The sequence below is a fragment of the Pseudomonas sp. C5pp genome, from assembly GCF_000814065.1.
GTDB lineage: Bacteria > Pseudomonadota > Gammaproteobacteria > Pseudomonadales > Pseudomonadaceae > Aquipseudomonas > Aquipseudomonas asiatica.
Map to the genome: position 1 here is coordinate 1 of NZ_JWLN01000060.1, position 14,136 is coordinate 14,136.

General features: G+C 63.4%; 12 protein-coding genes and 3 tRNA genes. 13 read left to right on the forward strand and 2 right to left on the reverse strand.

What is annotated here, in order from left to right:
- Positions 1 to 42: 42 nt before the first annotated feature.
- The 8 genes from RR51_RS27595 to RR51_RS27630 all read left to right on the forward strand — a co-directional run bounded on the left by RR51_RS27595 (position 43) and on the right by RR51_RS27630 (position 4,255).
- Positions 43 to 118: transfer RNA gene (locus tag RR51_RS27595), tRNA-Glu, on the forward strand.
- A 60-nt stretch (positions 119 to 178) separates the two neighbouring features.
- Positions 179 to 254, forward strand: a tRNA-Ala gene (locus RR51_RS27600).
- A 42-nt stretch (positions 255 to 296) separates the two neighbouring features.
- Positions 297 to 372, forward strand: a tRNA-Glu gene (locus RR51_RS27605).
- A gap of 173 nt (positions 373 to 545) precedes the next feature.
- Positions 546 to 1,085, forward strand: a complete 540-nt coding sequence (locus RR51_RS27610) for a TetR/AcrR family transcriptional regulator (RefSeq protein ID WP_039615373.1) — start codon at positions 546 to 548, stop codon at positions 1,083 to 1,085.
- Between the two features lie 15 nt (positions 1,086 to 1,100).
- Positions 1,101 to 1,934: an alpha/beta fold hydrolase gene (locus RR51_RS27615; protein WP_003260276.1), complete on the forward strand. Its 834-nt coding sequence runs from the start codon at positions 1,101 to 1,103 to the stop codon at positions 1,932 to 1,934.
- A gap of 185 nt (positions 1,935 to 2,119) precedes the next feature.
- Positions 2,120 to 2,554 (forward strand): acyl-CoA thioesterase, encoded by a 435-nt coding sequence (locus tag RR51_RS27620; protein ID WP_039615374.1) that lies wholly within the window; start codon positions 2,120 to 2,122, stop codon positions 2,552 to 2,554.
- 51 nt (positions 2,555 to 2,605) lie between these two features.
- Complete coding sequence (locus tag RR51_RS27625; protein ID WP_039615375.1) at positions 2,606 to 3,577, forward strand: tRNA dihydrouridine synthase; 972 nt, start codon at positions 2,606 to 2,608, stop codon at positions 3,575 to 3,577.
- Between the two features lie 234 nt (positions 3,578 to 3,811).
- Positions 3,812 to 4,255 (forward strand): Hsp20 family protein, encoded by a 444-nt coding sequence (locus tag RR51_RS27630; RefSeq protein ID WP_003260273.1) that lies wholly within the window; start codon positions 3,812 to 3,814, stop codon positions 4,253 to 4,255.
- Between the two features lie 96 nt (positions 4,256 to 4,351).
- Here the strand turns inward: RR51_RS27630 and RR51_RS27635 are convergent, their stop codons facing one another.
- Both RR51_RS27635 and RR51_RS27640 read right to left on the reverse strand, forming a co-directional pair.
- Positions 4,352 to 7,648 carry a PAS domain S-box protein gene (locus tag RR51_RS27635; RefSeq protein ID WP_039615376.1) on the reverse strand — a complete coding sequence of 1,099 codons (3,297 nt, stop codon included), beginning with the start codon at positions 7,646 to 7,648 and terminating at the stop codon, positions 4,352 to 4,354.
- 62 nt (positions 7,649 to 7,710) lie between these two features.
- Entirely contained in the window at positions 7,711 to 8,589 is an 879-nt protein-coding gene (locus RR51_RS27640; RefSeq protein ID WP_039615377.1) for a LysR family transcriptional regulator, read from the reverse strand.
- Between the two features lie 131 nt (positions 8,590 to 8,720).
- Here RR51_RS27640 and leuC point away from each other — a divergent pair, with 131 nt between their 5' ends.
- From leuC to asd, 5 genes are all read left to right on the forward strand, one after another.
- Positions 8,721 to 10,154, forward strand: coding sequence for a 3-isopropylmalate dehydratase large subunit (gene leuC, locus RR51_RS27645; protein ID WP_013971600.1), 1,434 nt, complete (start codon positions 8,721 to 8,723; stop codon positions 10,152 to 10,154).
- Positions 10,151 to 10,795 carry a 3-isopropylmalate dehydratase small subunit gene (gene leuD / locus RR51_RS27650; RefSeq protein ID WP_015269431.1) on the forward strand — a complete coding sequence of 215 codons (645 nt, stop codon included), beginning with the start codon at positions 10,151 to 10,153 and terminating at the stop codon, positions 10,793 to 10,795. The genes leuC and leuD overlap by 4 nt, the downstream gene beginning before the upstream one ends.
- Positions 10,796 to 10,944: 149 nt before the next feature.
- Positions 10,945 to 11,709, forward strand: a complete 765-nt coding sequence (locus tag RR51_RS27655) for a class I SAM-dependent methyltransferase (protein ID WP_039615378.1) — start codon at positions 10,945 to 10,947, stop codon at positions 11,707 to 11,709.
- Between the two features lie 54 nt (positions 11,710 to 11,763).
- Positions 11,764 to 12,846: a 3-isopropylmalate dehydrogenase gene (gene leuB / locus RR51_RS27660; protein ID WP_013971603.1), complete on the forward strand. Its 1,083-nt coding sequence runs from the start codon at positions 11,764 to 11,766 to the stop codon at positions 12,844 to 12,846.
- A 63-nt stretch (positions 12,847 to 12,909) separates the two neighbouring features.
- A complete protein-coding gene (asd, locus tag RR51_RS27665; protein ID WP_003260268.1) occupies positions 12,910 to 14,022 on the forward strand; it encodes an aspartate-semialdehyde dehydrogenase in 1,113 nt (370 codons plus the stop codon).
- Positions 14,023 to 14,136: the final 114 nt, after the last annotated feature.

A 14,136-nucleotide genomic window follows, 5' to 3' on the forward strand; every position in this document is an offset into this window, starting at 1 on the left:
AATTTGCCGCGGTTCGCGAAAGCGGATCGGCACGAAGGTTACGTCCCCTTCGTCTAGTGGCCTAGGACACCGCCCTTTCACGGCGGTAACAGGGGTTCGAGTCCCCTAGGGGACGCCACTTTTCCTGCGTTTTGCAGGGCTTTAAAGGCTCGTCGATTACTGATGAGCCTTTTGTTTCGGGGCTATAGCTCAGCTGGGAGAGCGCCTGCATGGCATGCAGGAGGTCAGCGGTTCGATCCCGCTTAGCTCCACCATTTCTGCCGCGGTTCGCGTAAGCGGATCGGCACGAAGGTTACGTCCCCTTCGTCTAGTGGCCTAGGACACCGCCCTTTCACGGCGGTAACAGGGGTTCGAGTCCCCTAGGGGACGCCACGTTTACCCGCGTTTTGCGGGACTTTGAAGGCTCATTCGATTATTGAATGGGCCTTTTGTTTTTCTCCCCTACTCAAGATTTCGCGACCGACAGGCGGCTGCAGATTCTGCTTGCCAAAAAATATTATGCGAATAATATTTTGGTCATCATATTTTGATCGGCGAGTGGCCTGATGAGCGACAAGAAGAGCAGAACCCGCGAGCGCATTCTCGAGGCGGCGCGAAGTGCGCTGATCCAGCACGGCCCGGCCGAGCCCAGCGTCAGCCAGGTCATGGGTGCGGCAGGCCTGACCGTCGGTGGTTTCTACGCCCACTTCGACAGCAAGGACGAGTTGATGCTCGAAGCGTTCCGCCAGTTGCTGGGCGAGCGCCGCGCCTTGCTCGCGCAGATCGACCCCAGCCTCGATGGTGCCGGGCGGCGGGCGTTGGCCAGTGCTTTCTATCTGTCGCGCAAGCACCGTGATGCCGAAGTGCATGCCTGCCCGCTGCCCAATTCGCTGGGCGAGATGCAGCGCCTGCCAGAGGCCTTCCGCGAGGTTCTGGCCGAGCACATCGAGTTGATGACAGCCGCCATGGTCGACCGCCCCGAGGACGCCGACAAGGCATTGGCCGACCTGGCCCTGATGGTTGGTGGCCTGGCGCTTGCCCGTGCCCTGGGCACCAGCGAACTGTCCGATCGTATTCTGCGCGCCGCCAAATCGGCGGTGCTTTGAGCCTGGAGCATGGCGATGACTACCCTAAGCTGGATTCGTGGTGTCAATGGCACCTTGGGCCGCCTGGCCCCCGAGCATGTCGCGGGCAAGATGCGCCGTGCCTTCATGACCCCTCGCAACCTACCGCCACGGGATTGGGAGTTGCCCGTGCTGGCCAGCGCCGAGCGCATCACTTTGCGCTTCGGCTTGTCGGCCTTGCGCTGGGGCAAGGGGCCGACCGTGCTGATGATGCACGGCTGGGAGGGGCGCCCGACCCAGTTTGCCGCGTTGATCGAAACCTTGGTCCAGGCGGGGCACACGGTGGTGTCGCTGGAGGGGCCGGGGCATGGCCGTTCGCCTGGCGAACAGGCAAATGTGGTGTTGTTTGCCCGAGCGCTGCTGGAAGCTGCCGCCGAGCTGCCGCCGCTGCGCGCGGTTATTGGCCATTCCATGGGCGGCGCCAGTGTATTGCTGGCCTTGCAGATGGGGCTGCGTACCGAGGCAGCGGTCAGCATCGCTGCCCCGGCGCGGCTATTGGGCGTACTGCGTGGCTTTGCCCATCGTCTGGGGCTGCCGGCGCGGGCGCGGGCTGCATTCATTCGCCAGGTGGAGCGGGATGTGGGCATGCAGATTGCGCGGCTGGATGTGACGGGTTACCAGTTGGAGTTGCCCGGGCTGGTGGTGCATGCCGCCGATGATGCCTTGGTCGCAGCCGATGAGGCCCGGGTTATCCACAAGGCCTGGTTCGATAGCCGCCTGATGTTGCTGGAGGCAGGTGGCCACCAGCGCGTGCTGTCCGACCCGCGCCTGAGTGAAGCGGTGCTGGAGCTGCTGGCCCGGGCTGGCGCACCAGCGCGGCAAAGTGCCTGATGATGTTGCCTGTACTGGCCTCATCGCCGGCAAGCCAGCTCCCACAGGTACAGCGCAAGCCTTTGAACCAGCGCAGACCCTGTGGGAGCCGGCTTGCCGACGATGAGGCCGGTAAATCCTCCACAAGGGCTGGACTTTTTTCTGCAGGGCCCTGCTAAATCCACTTTTGCTCCAAGGAAGCGAACATGAGCTGGGACCTGGCAACACCCTTCGTCATCGACCTGCGAGTCGGTAGCGAGGATATCGACGGCCTCGGCCACGCCAACAACGCGGTCTACGTTACCTGGCTGGAGCGCTGCGCCTGGCGCCATTCCCAACGCCTGGGCCTGGACCTGGCCGAATATCGCCGGCTGGACCGGGCCATGGCCGTGGTGCGCCACGAAATCGACTACCTGGCCGCTGCCTACGAGGATGACGAGTTGCAACTGGCCACCTGGATCATCAACTGGGACCAGCGCCTGCGCATGACCCGGCGCTTCCAGCTCAAGCGCCCGCGCGACGGCGTGACTTTGCTGCGCGCCCAGACCACCTTTGCCTGCATCGAGCTGTCCAGCGGCAAGCCCAAGCGCATGCCGGCGGAGTTCCTCGACGGTTACGGCCCGGCGCTGATCGGCGCCTGAAACACCGGCAATTTTTGTTAGACTGCCGGCTTTTTCCACCGAGACCCCGACATGCAAATTGCCCTGGCCCCCATGGAGGGGCTGGTCGACAACATCCTGCGCGACGTGCTGACCCGCGTGGGCGGTATCGACTGGTGCGTCACCGAGTTCATTCGCGTGTGCGACCGCCTGCTGCCGCCTTCCTCGTTCGACAAGCTGGCGCCCGAGTTGCGCAATGGCGCACGGACCGCTGCAGGGGTACCAATGCGCGTGCAGTTGTTGGGGTCGGACCCTGTGTGCCTGGCGGAAAACGCCGCGCTGGCCTGCCAGTTGGGCGCGCCGGTGATAGACCTGAACTTCGGTTGCCCGGCCAAGACCGTGAACAAGTCGCGCGGTGGAGCGGTGCTGCTCAAGGAACCGGAGCTGCTGCACGCCATCGTGCGTGAAGTGCGCCGTGCCGTGCCCGCACATATCCCGGTCACCTCGAAGATGCGCCTGGGTTTCGACAGCCCCGATGGCGCGCTGGAGTGTGCCACGGCGCTGGCCGAAGGTGGTTCGGCGCACCTGGTGGTGCATGCGCGGACGAAGGTCGAGGGCTACAAGCCCCCGGCCCACTGGGAGTGGGTGGCGCGGGTGCAGGATGTGGTCAAGGTGCCAGTGTTCGCCAACGGCGAGATCTGGACCGTGGACGACTGGCGGCGCTGTCGTGAGGTCAGTGGCGCCGAAGATATCATGCTGGGCCGTGGGCTGGTTTCGCGCCCCGATCTTGGGCTGCAGATTGCCGCGGCGCGTGACGGGCGGGAGTACCAGCCGATGAGCTGGGACGACCTGCTGCCGTTGCTTCGCGAGTTCTGGCGTCAGGCCCAGGCCAAGTTGTCGCCGCGCTATGCACCGGGGCGGATGAAGCAGTGGCTGGCGATGCTGACCCGCAGTTATCCCGAAGCGGTTGTGCTGTTTGCCGAATTGCGGCGGGAGGATGACTGTGCGCGGATAAGCCGGTTGCTGGGGAGTGAGGCGGTTTCTTTGGAGGCTTGTGTTGCCTGATCCGGCCCTTTCGCGGGTAAACCCGCTCCCACAGGTTCGGCGCAGGTTTTGGAATGTGTGAGCTCCCTGTGGGAGCGGGTTTACCCGCGAAGAGGCCATCAAGCCCAACGCAGGAATCCAGATTTTTTCTGCTCCCCCCTTGAAAGCATTTCCCCCGGCCATATCTCTTGAGTACGCGATGCCGAAGTCGGGTCGCGCAATGACTTACTTGCTGAATCTCAGGAGTTCATGACCATGACTACCGCTTTCTCTCTCGCTCCACTGTTCCGCCATTCCGTTGGTTTCGACCGTTTCAACGACCTGTTCGAATCCGCGGCACGTAACGAGGCCGGTAGCAGCTACCCGCCCTACAATGTGGAAAAGCATGGCGATGACCACTACCGTATCGTGGTTGCTGCAGCCGGTTTCCAGGAAGAGGACCTCGACCTGCAGGTTGAAAAAGGTGTCCTGACCGTGACCGGTGGCAAGCGCGACAATGGCCCTGCTGAAGTGACCTACCTGCATCAGGGTATCGCGCAGCGCGCCTTCAAGCTGTCGTTCCGCCTGGCCGACCATATCGAAGTCAAGGCCGCCGGCCTGGCCAATGGCCTGCTCAGCATCGACCTGCTGCGCATCGTGCCTGAAGAGGCCAAGGCCAAGCGCATTCCGATCAACGGCGACAAGCCAGCGCTGAACTGATCTTGTAGATGTGAAAAAGGGCACCCCCCCCAGGGGTGCCCTTTTTATTGTGATCGTCTGAAGGCCGGCTCCACAGGAATCGCATCTGCACCGGTTTCAGTAATCCGCCGGCGCCTCCAGCAACATCTGCCGGAACTCCGGCAACGGCAGCGGCCGGCTGTGCAAGTACCCTTGGTACAGGTGGCACCCCAGCCGTTCCAGGAACTCCAGCTGTTCGGTCAGTTCCACCCCTTCGGCAATCACCGTCAGATCCAGGCTGCGAGCCATGGCGACGATGGCGCGGACGATTTCGGCGTCGTTGGGGTCTTCCGGCGCATCGCGCACGAAGGTCTGGTCGATCTTCAGCGCATCCACTGGCAGGCGTTTCAGGTAGGTCAGCGAGGAATAACCGGTGCCGAAGTCATCCATGGCAAAGCTCACCCCGTAGCGCTTCAGCTCGCGCATCTTGCTGATGGTGTCCTCCAGGTTCTGGATGACGATGCCTTCGGTAATTTCCAGCGTCAGCATTCGCCGTGGCAGGCGGTAATCGTCCAGGCTGCGCAGCACCCGCCCGACAAAGTCGTTCTGGCGGAACTGCCGTGGGCTGATGTTCACGCACAAGCTGAAATCATCGGCGTCGATCAGCCCGTCGCCCAGCATGCGCGCGCAGGCATCGCAAGCTTCGTCGAGGATCCAGCTGCCAACCTCAAGGATCAGGCCGCTTTCTTCCAGCACCTGAATGAATTGCGCCGGTGGCTGCTGACCCAGTTGCGGATGATGCCAGCGCAGCAGCACCTCGGCACCGACGATGCGGTTGTCGCGCGCATCCACCTGCGGCTGGAAGTGCAGCGCCAACTCGCCGCGGGCCAAGGCCAGGCGCAGGTCGTTCTCCATGCGCAGGCGCTCGCTGGCAGCTTTCTGCATGGTGGTATGAAACAGCTGGGTGGTGTTGCGCCCGGAATCCTTGGCACGGTACAGGGCGATATCGGCACGCTTGAGCAGGTCGGCCGGGGTGGCGCCGTGGTCAGGGATCAGCGCCACGCCGATGCTGGGTGTTACCTGCAGGCGCTGGCCATCCAGCGACATCGGCTCGGCCAGCAGTTCGCGCAGGGTATCGGCCAGCCCGCGGACTTTCTCTTCGACCAACTCGCGGCTGCCTTCCAGGCCGCTGAGCAATACCACGAACTCGTCGCCACCCAGGCGCGCCACGGTGTCTTCCAGGCGCACACTGGCTTCCAGCCGCGCTGTGATGATCTTCAGCACCGTGTCGCCCACCGGGTGGCCCAGCGAGTCGTTGATGTGCTTGAAGTGGTCGAGGTCGAGGAACAGCAGGGCGCCGCGCAGGTTGTGGCGCCTGAGCAGGGCGATCTGCTGGCTCAGGCGGTCCATCAGCAGGGCGCGGTTGGGCAGGTTGGTCAGCGGGTCGTGGTAGGCCAGGTGGCGAATCTGTGCCTGGGCGTTTTTCAGCTGGCTGACATCGCGGGCGGTTACCAGCAGGCAGTCCACCTCATTGAGGGTGATCGGCTCCACCGACACCTCCACGGTAAGGATGTCACCGCGCTTGTTGCGCCCTAGCATCTCGCGATGATGCACCCGGCCACGCTCGCGCAACTCGGCCAGCAGGGCGCTGCGCTGCTTGTCGTCGGCCCAGATGCCGATCTCGTACACCGTGCGGCCGACCACGTCGGCGGCGTTGTAGCCGGTCAGGCGGCAGAAACCGTCGTTGATTTCCAGGTAGCGACCGCTGTAGCGTTCGGTGATGGTGATGGCGTCAGGGCTGGAGTGGAAGGCCTTGGCAAACTTCTCCTCGCTGGACTTCAGCGCCGCCTCGGCGCGCTGCTGCTGGGTGATGTCGCGCAGGGTGGTAACACTGCAAGGCTGGTCATCGACGGTGATCAGGCGGCTGGAAATCACGCAGGTCAGCGGTGCCCCATTGCGGTGGTTGACCACTACGGCGACGTTGCTCAGGGCCTGTTCGCGGATTACCCGCTCGATGCGTTGCGCGCGCTCGATGGACTCCGCCCACAGGCCGATTTCCTCGGCGGTGCGGCCGATCACCTGCTCGGTGCTCCAGCCGAAGGTCTGGGTGAACGCCGGATTGATCTCGATGAACTGCCCGGTGTCCTGGCGGGTGACACAGATTGGGTCGGGGCTTACCTGGAACAGGCTGGCGAACTTCTCTTCCGAAGCGCTCAGGCGCTGTTCGCGCTCCACCTGGTCGGTGATGTCGAGCAAAGTGCCAGCCATGCGCAGCGGGTTGCCCTGCTCGTCGCGGTACAGCCGGGCGCGGCTTTCGATGTAGCGCGAAATGCCGTTTTCCAGCTGTACCCGGTAGGTGATCTGGTAGTTGCCGGCAGGTCCTTCGCGCAGGCTACGGTAGGCCTGGCGCATCGAATTGCGCTCTTGCTCCGGGACCCCTTCGAAAAACGCGTCGAACGATTCGTGAAACGGGATGGGCGGCAGGCCGTGCAGCTGTGCGGCGCGCGCCGAACCGTAGAGCATGCCGCTGGGAATATGCCAGTCCCAGGTGCCCAGCTGTGCCGAATCCAGGGCCAGGTCCAGGCGCTCCTGGCTGTCCTTCAAGGCCTGCTCGGCACGTTTGCGCTCGGTGGTGTCGATAAAGGTGCTGAGCAGGAAGGTTCCGCCCTCCAGTTCGATGCCCTGGGTACAGAGGATGCCGTCATGCACCTTGCCGCTGGTAGCGCGGAACTGTACTTCCATTATCAAAGGGCCAGTGTTGCTGCGGGTCGACTCCAGCAACTGGTGGCGCTGTTCGGGGTTTGCCCACAGGCCAAGCTCCAGGCTGGTCTTGCCGATCACCTGGCTACCGGGCCAGCCGAACATGTCTTCGAAGTGCTGGTTGACCTCGAAGATCATGCCGTCGTGGCGTCGGGTGAGCAAAATGGCATTGGGGCTGAGGTGGAACAGGGTGGCGAAGCGTTTTTCCGAATTGATCAACGCCGTTTCCCGCTCGCGCTGGCGGGTGATTTCACGGATCACCCCGATCATCTGCGGCCGGCCGTTCGGGTCGTGGGTCAGGCTGCCGTTGATCTCCAGCCAGTGCAGGCTGCCGTCCGGCCAACGGATACGGTGGCGCATGGCCTGTTCCACCGGTTCGCCGTTGAACACTGCCTGGAACACCTGGCGTGTGCGCGCACGATCTTCCTCCGGCAGCAGGTCGAGGTAGTCGATATCTGCGGGGAGCGGGCGCTGCGGGTCGAAGCCGAACAGGGCCTGGGTGCCCCGTGACCAGCTCACCCGGCCGCTGTCGATATCCCATAGCCAGGCACCCAGCCGTGCGCCGTTGAGTGCGGCCAGCAACTGTGGGGCGTTCTGCCAGGCCTGTTCCGACTCCTGAGGGTCGGCCGCTGGTATGCGCGGCAGGCGCAAAAAGCGATTCGCTGATTTGGGCATCGGTACCAGACCTTTGGCGTATGACGCGTCCTTGGAGGTGGCAATACCGGGCTGACGACCGGTCAGGCGGGCCCCGCGTGGCTGTCGAGCAGGGCCATGAATGCCCTGGCCGCGTTCGAAAGCGTACGCTCCGTGTGCAAAATGTAGCCTAGCTGGCGAGACAGCTGTATGCCCGGCAAGGCGATGGGTGCAACCTGTTCGTCGAGCATGGTGCGCGGCAGCACGCTCCAGGCCAGGCCGATCGACACCATCATCTTGATGGTTTCCAGATAGTTGGTGCTCATGGCGATGTTCGGCGTCAGGCCCTGGCTTTCGAACAGGCGCTGAACAATGTGGTGGGTAAAAGTGTTGCCGCCGGGGAACACGGCCGGGTGGCGGGCGACGTCGGCCAGGCTGACCGTTTGGTTGTTGGCCAGCGGGTGCTCGGGAGCGGCGACGAAGTCCAGGGCGTCGTCCCATACCGGCACGGCCTTGACCAGGTGGTGCGGCTCGGGTGCCAAGGTGATAACGGCAATCTCCGCGCGGCCATGGAGGATCTCGTCGTAGGCCGCTTCCGAATCCATGAACTGAATATCCAGCGCCACTGCAGGGTATTCCCGGGTGAAGGCCCGCAGCAGCGGGGGGAGGCGGTGCAAGCCGATATGATGGCTGGTGGCAAGGGTCAGCCGACCACTCACTTCTCCGGTCAAATTGGTCAGCGCGCGCCGGGTATCATCGAGGACGTTGAGGATCTGGTAGGCGCGGGGAAGCAGGGCGCGGCCCGCCTCGGTCAGGGTCACCTCGCGGCCCAGCCGGTCGAACAGGCGCACATCCAGTTGCTGTTCCAGTCCGGCGATGCGTTTGCTGACGGCCGGTTGAGTCAGGAACAGGCGGTCGGCCGCCCCGGAAAAACTACCGGTTTCGGCAATCGCGATGAAGGCGCTAAGGTTGGCCAGATCCATGAAGTCGCATTCCTGTTGGTTATCCAAAGCATAAAAATTATGAATTTGAGTTATTCAATCTAACCCCCTAGCATCGACCGCACAAGCCAAGGGGTCTTTGGCATAGAAAGACGCTGATGAGGAACAGTCTGATGGCTGGCAAAACGCTCTACGACAAACTCTGGGAAGCCCATGAGGTCAAGCGCCGTGATGACGGCTCGTCCTTGATCTACATCGACCGTCACATCATCCACGAAGTGACGTCGCCCCAGGCCTTCGAAGGCCTGCGCCTGGCCAACCGCAAACCTTGGCGCATCGACGCCAACATCGCCACGCCTGACCACAACGTGCCGACCACGCCAGAGCGCAAGGGCGGTATCGAGGCCATCGTCGACCAGGTGTCGCGCCTGCAGGTGCAGACCCTCGACGAGAACTGTGACGAATACGGCATCGTCGAATTCAAGATGAATGACGAGCGTCAAGGCATCGTCCACGTCATCAGCCCGGAGCAGGGTGCCACCTTGCCTGGCATGACTGTGGTCTGCGGTGACTCGCACACCTCCACCCACGGCGCCTTCGGTGCCCTGGCCCACGGCATCGGCACCTCCGAAGTGGAGCACGTGCTTGCAACCCAGTGCCTGGTCGCCAAGAAAATGAAGAACATGCTGGTGCGCGTGGAAGGCCAGTTGCCTGCCGGCGTAACCGCCAAGGACATCGTCCTGGCCGTGATCGGCAAGATCGGTACCGCCGGTGGTAACGGCCACGCCATGGAATTTGCTGGCAGCGCCATCCGCGAATTGTCGATGGAAGGCCGCATGACCATCTGCAACATGTCCATCGAAGCCGGTGCCCGCGTAGGGCTGGTGGCGGTGGACGACACCACTGTTGCCTATGTCGAAGGCCGCCCGTACGCGCCGAAGGGCGAGCAGTGGAAGCAGGCGGTCGAAGCCTGGAAAGGCCTGGTCTCCGACGCTGACGCGGTGTTCGACACCGTGGTCGAGCTCGACGCTGCGCAAATCAAGCCGCAGGTCAGCTGGGGCACTTCGCCGGAGATGGTCCTCGCTGTCGACCAGCGCGTGCCGGACCCGGCTGCCGAGCCTGACCTGATCAAACGTGGTTCGATCGAGCGTGCCCTCAAGTACATGGGCCTCGCCGCCAACCAGGCGATCACCGATATCAAGCTCGACCGCGTCTTCATCGGTTCGTGCACCAACTCGCGTATCGAAGACCTGCGCGCTGCCGCCGAAATCGCCAAGGGCCGCAAGGTCGCTGCCAACGTCAAGCAGGCGCTGGTGGTGCCGGGCTCGGGCTTGGTCAAGGCCCAGGCCGAGCGCGAAGGCCTGGACAAGATCTTCCTCGAGGCCGGTTTCGAATGGCGTGAGCCAGGCTGCTCGATGTGCCTGGCGATGAACCCGGACCGCCTGGAGAGCGGCGAGCACTGCGCGTCTACCTCCAACCGCAACTTCGAAGGCCGTCAGGGGGCCGGTGGCCGTACCCACCTGGTCAGCCCGGCCATGGCCGCCGCCGCCGCGGTGACCGGCCACTTCATCGATGTCCGCGAGTTGATCCAAGGGAGCGCAGCATGAAAGCCTTTACCCAGCACACTGGCCTCGTCGCGCCGTTGGACCGTGCCAACGTCGACACCGACCAGATCATCCCCAAGCAGTTTTTGAAGTCGATCAAGCGCACCGGCTTCGGCCCCAACCTGTTCGACGAGTGGCGTTACCTGGACGTGGGCCAGCCTTACCAGGACAACAGCAAGCGCCCGCTGAACAAGGAGTTCGTGCTCAACCACGAACGCTACCAGGGTGCCAGCGTGTTGCTGGCGCGCGAGAACTTCGGTTGCGGCTCCAGCCGTGAGCACGCCCCATGGGCGCTGGACGAGTACGGCTTCCGCAGCGTGATCGCGCCGAGCTTTGCCGACATCTTCTTCAACAACAGCTTCAAGAACGGCTTGCTGCCGATCATCCTCAGCGACGAGGAAGTCGACGAGTTGTTCAAGCAGGTCGAAGCCATCCCGGGCTATCAGCTGACCATCGACCTGCAGGCGCAGGCGGTGACCCGTCCGGATGGCAAGGTGCTGCACTTCGAGATCGATGCGTTCCGCAAGCACTGCTTGCTCAACGGCCTGGACGACATCGGCCTGACCCTGCAGGACAGCGATGCGATCAAGGCCTTCGAGGGCAAGCACCGCGCCGGGCAGCCTTGGCTGTTCCGTGATGCCTGAAGTTTGCAGGTGACAGTACCGGCCTCTTCGCGGGCACGCCCGCTCCCACAGGTACAGCGCAGGATTCGAAACCTGTAGAGGTCCTGTGGGAGCGGGTTTACCCGCGAAAGGGCCGGTACAGGCAGCAGAAAGACCAAAAGGATCGAGACATGACCAGCACCCAGCACACCGATGTGGTCCAACGCCAGTTCGGCGAACAGGCCAGCGCCTACCTCAGCAGCGCCGTGCACGCCCAGGGCAGTGAATTCGCCCTGCTGCAGGCCGCGCTGGCGGGGCAGGGCCATGCTCGCGTGCTGGACCTGGGCTGCGGTGCCGGTCATGTCAGTTTCCATGTCGCCCCTCTGGTTGCCGAAGTGGTCGCCTACGACCTCTCGCAAGCCATGCTCGACGTGGTCGCCAGTGCCGCCGCCGAGCGCGGCCTGGCCAATATCACCACCGAACGCGGTGCCGCCGAACGCCTGCCGTTCGCCGACGCCTCGTTCGACTTCGTCTTCAGCCGCTACTCGGCCCACCACTGGAGCGACCTGGGCCTGGCCCTGCGCGAAGTGCGCCGAGTGCTCAAGCCGGGTGGCGTGGCGGCGTTCATCGACGTCATGTCGCCGGGCAGCCCGCTGCTCGACACCTACCTGCAAACGGTCGAAGTACTGCGCGACACCAGCCACGTGCGCGATTATTCCGCTGCCGAATGGCAACGCCAGGTCAGCGAGGCTGGCCTGCATGTGCGCAGCCACACTCGCCAGCCGCTGCGCCTGGAGTTTTCCAGCTGGGTCGAGCGCATGCGCACCCCCGAGCCAATGCGCGTGGCAATTCGCCAATTGCAGCAAGCCATGGGTGAAGAAGTACGGCAGTATTACCAGATCGAGGCCGATGGTTCGTTCAGCACCGATGTGCTGGTGTTGTGGGCCGAGCGTTAAGAACTTTTCGGTGGGGCCCGCTTGGCCGCACCGCGTGATTGGATAGAGGAAAGCATGAGCAAGCAGATTCTGATTCTCCCAGGTGACGGTATCGGCCCGGAAATCATGGCCGAGGCGGTCAAGGTGCTGGAGCTGGCCAACGACAAGTTCCAGCTCGGCTTCAGCCTGGAGCACGATGTGATCGGTGGCGCCGCCATCGACAAGCACGGCGTGCCGCTGGCCGACGAGACCCTGGAGCGTGCGCGCAAGGCCGATGCCGTGCTGCTGGGCGCCGTGGGCGGGCCGAAGTGGGACAAGATCGAGCGTGACATTCGCCCCGAGCGCGGCCTGCTGAAAATCCGTTCGCAACTGGGCCTGTTCGCCAACCTGCGCCCGGCCATCCTCTACCCGCAACTGGCCGATGCCTCGTCGCTCAAGCCAGAGATCGTTTCCGGCCTGGACATCCTCATCGTCCGTGAGCTGACCGGCGGTATCTACTTCGGTGCCCCGCGTGGCCAGCGCGAGCTGGAAGGCGGCGAGCGCCAGGCCTACGACACCCTGCCGTACAGCGAAAGCGAAGTGCGCCGCATTGCCCGTGTCGGTTTCGACATGGCCCGCGTGCGCGGCAAGAAGCTGTGCTCGGTGGACAAGGCCAACGTCCTGGCTTCCAGCCAGCTGTGGCGTGAAGTGGTCGAGGACGTGGCCAAGGACTACCCGGATGTGGAGCTGAGCCACATGTACGTCGACAACGCCGCCATGCAGCTTGTGCGTGCGCCCAAGCAGTTCGATGTGATGGTGACCGACAACATGTTCGGTGACATTCTGTCGGATGAAGCTTCCATGCTGACCGGTTCCATCGGCATGCTGCCTTCGGCGTCGCTGGATGCCGACAACAAGGGCATGTACGAGCCGTGCCACGGCTCGGCACCGGACATCGCAGGCCTTGGCATCGCCAACCCGCTGGCGACCATCCTGTCGGTGTCGATGATGCTGCGTTACAGCTTCAATCAGTCGGCTGCCGCCGAGGCGATCGAGAAGGCCGTGAGCCTGGTCCTGGACCAGGGGCTGCGCACCGGCGACATCTTCTCGGAAGGCTGCCGCAAAGTTGGTACGCAGGAAATGGGCGACGCAGTAGTCGCAGCGCTGCGGAATCTGTAATCTCTCTGGCCCGCCACCCAAAATTCCCGGTGGCGGCCCACTTTTAGCAAAGGTGTAGTTGCGATGAAACGTGTAGGTCTGATCGGTTGGCGCGGTATGGTCGGTTCCGTGCTCATGCAGCGGATGCTGGAGGAGCAGGATTTCGACCTCATCGAGCCGGTGTTCTTCACCACCTCCAATGTTGGCGGCCAGGGCCCGAACGTGGGCAAGGATACAGCTCCGCTCAAGGATGCTTATTCGATCGAAGAACTCAAGACCCTCGACGTTATCCTGACCTGCCAGGGCGGCGACTACACCAACGAGGTCTTCCCCAAGCTGCGTGAAGCCGGCTGGCAGGGTTACTGGATCGACGCCGCCTCGTCCCTGCGCATGCAGGATGACGCGGTGATCATCCTCGACCCGGTCAACCGCAAGGTCATCGACCAGCAGCTGGACGCGGGTACCAAGAACTACATCGGCGGCAACTGCACCGTCAGCCTGATGCTGATGGGCCTGGGTGGCCTGTTCGAAGCCGGCCTGGTCGAGTGGATGAGCGCCATGACCTACCAGGCGGCCTCGGGTGCCGGTGCGCAGAACATGCGCGAGCTGATCAAGCAGATGGGTGCTACCCATGCTGCCGTCGCCGATGACCTGGCCAACCCGGCCAGCGCCATCCTCGACATCGACCGCAAGGTTGCCGAGACCATGCGCAGCGAAGCGTTCCCGACCGAGAACTTCGGCGTGCCACTGGCTGGCAGCCTGATCCCGTGGATCGACAAGGAACTGCCGAACGGCCAGAGCCGTGAAGAGTGGAAGGCCCAGGCCGAGACCAACAAGATCCTCGGCCGCTTCAAGAGCCCGATCCCGGTCGACGGCATCTGCGTGCGCATCGGCGCCATGCGTTGCCACAGCCAGGCGCTGACCATCAAGCTGAACAAGGACGTGCCGCTGGCCGACATCGAAGGCATGATCAGCCAGCACAACCCTTGGGTGAAGCTGGTACCTAACCAGCGTGAAATCAGCATGCAGGAGCTGAGCCCGACCAAGGTTACCGGCACCCTGAACATCCCGGTTGGCCGCCTGCGCAAGCTGAACATGGGCTCCCAGTACCTGGGTGCGTTCACCGTAGGTGACCAGCTGCTGTGGGGCGCGGCCGAGCCGCTGCGCCGCATGCTGCGGATTCTGTTGGAGCGTTGATCGCTCCGGTCTGACCGAAAACCCGCGCTGGCAACAGCGCGGGTTTTTTTAGGTCTGAAAAGGCATTTTGGCTGCAAGGTGCTCGCCACGGCATTTTTAGCGCCTGTGAGATCG

Coding starts and splice junctions, on each gene's coding strand:
- RR51_RS27635 (WP_039615376.1), bottom strand. CDS start 7,648: ATGCCCAAATCAGCGAATCGCTTTTTGCGCCTGCCGCGCATACCAGCG.
- leuD (WP_015269431.1), top strand. CDS start 10,151: ATGAAAGCCTTTACCCAGCACACTGGCCTCGTCGCGCCGTTGGACCGT.
- RR51_RS27620 (WP_039615374.1), top strand. CDS start 2,120: ATGAGCTGGGACCTGGCAACACCCTTCGTCATCGACCTGCGAGTCGGT.
- RR51_RS27625 (WP_039615375.1), top strand. CDS start 2,606: ATGCAAATTGCCCTGGCCCCCATGGAGGGGCTGGTCGACAACATCCTG.
- leuC (WP_013971600.1), top strand. CDS start 8,721: ATGGCTGGCAAAACGCTCTACGACAAACTCTGGGAAGCCCATGAGGTC.
- RR51_RS27630 (WP_003260273.1), top strand. CDS start 3,812: ATGACTACCGCTTTCTCTCTCGCTCCACTGTTCCGCCATTCCGTTGGT.
- leuB (WP_013971603.1), top strand. CDS start 11,764: ATGAGCAAGCAGATTCTGATTCTCCCAGGTGACGGTATCGGCCCGGAA.
- RR51_RS27610 (WP_039615373.1), top strand. CDS start 546: ATGAGCGACAAGAAGAGCAGAACCCGCGAGCGCATTCTCGAGGCGGCG.
- RR51_RS27640 (WP_039615377.1), bottom strand. CDS start 8,589: ATGGATCTGGCCAACCTTAGCGCCTTCATCGCGATTGCCGAAACCGGT.
- asd (WP_003260268.1), top strand. CDS start 12,910: ATGAAACGTGTAGGTCTGATCGGTTGGCGCGGTATGGTCGGTTCCGTG.
- RR51_RS27655 (WP_039615378.1), top strand. CDS start 10,945: ATGACCAGCACCCAGCACACCGATGTGGTCCAACGCCAGTTCGGCGAA.
- RR51_RS27615 (WP_003260276.1), top strand. CDS start 1,101: ATGACTACCCTAAGCTGGATTCGTGGTGTCAATGGCACCTTGGGCCGC.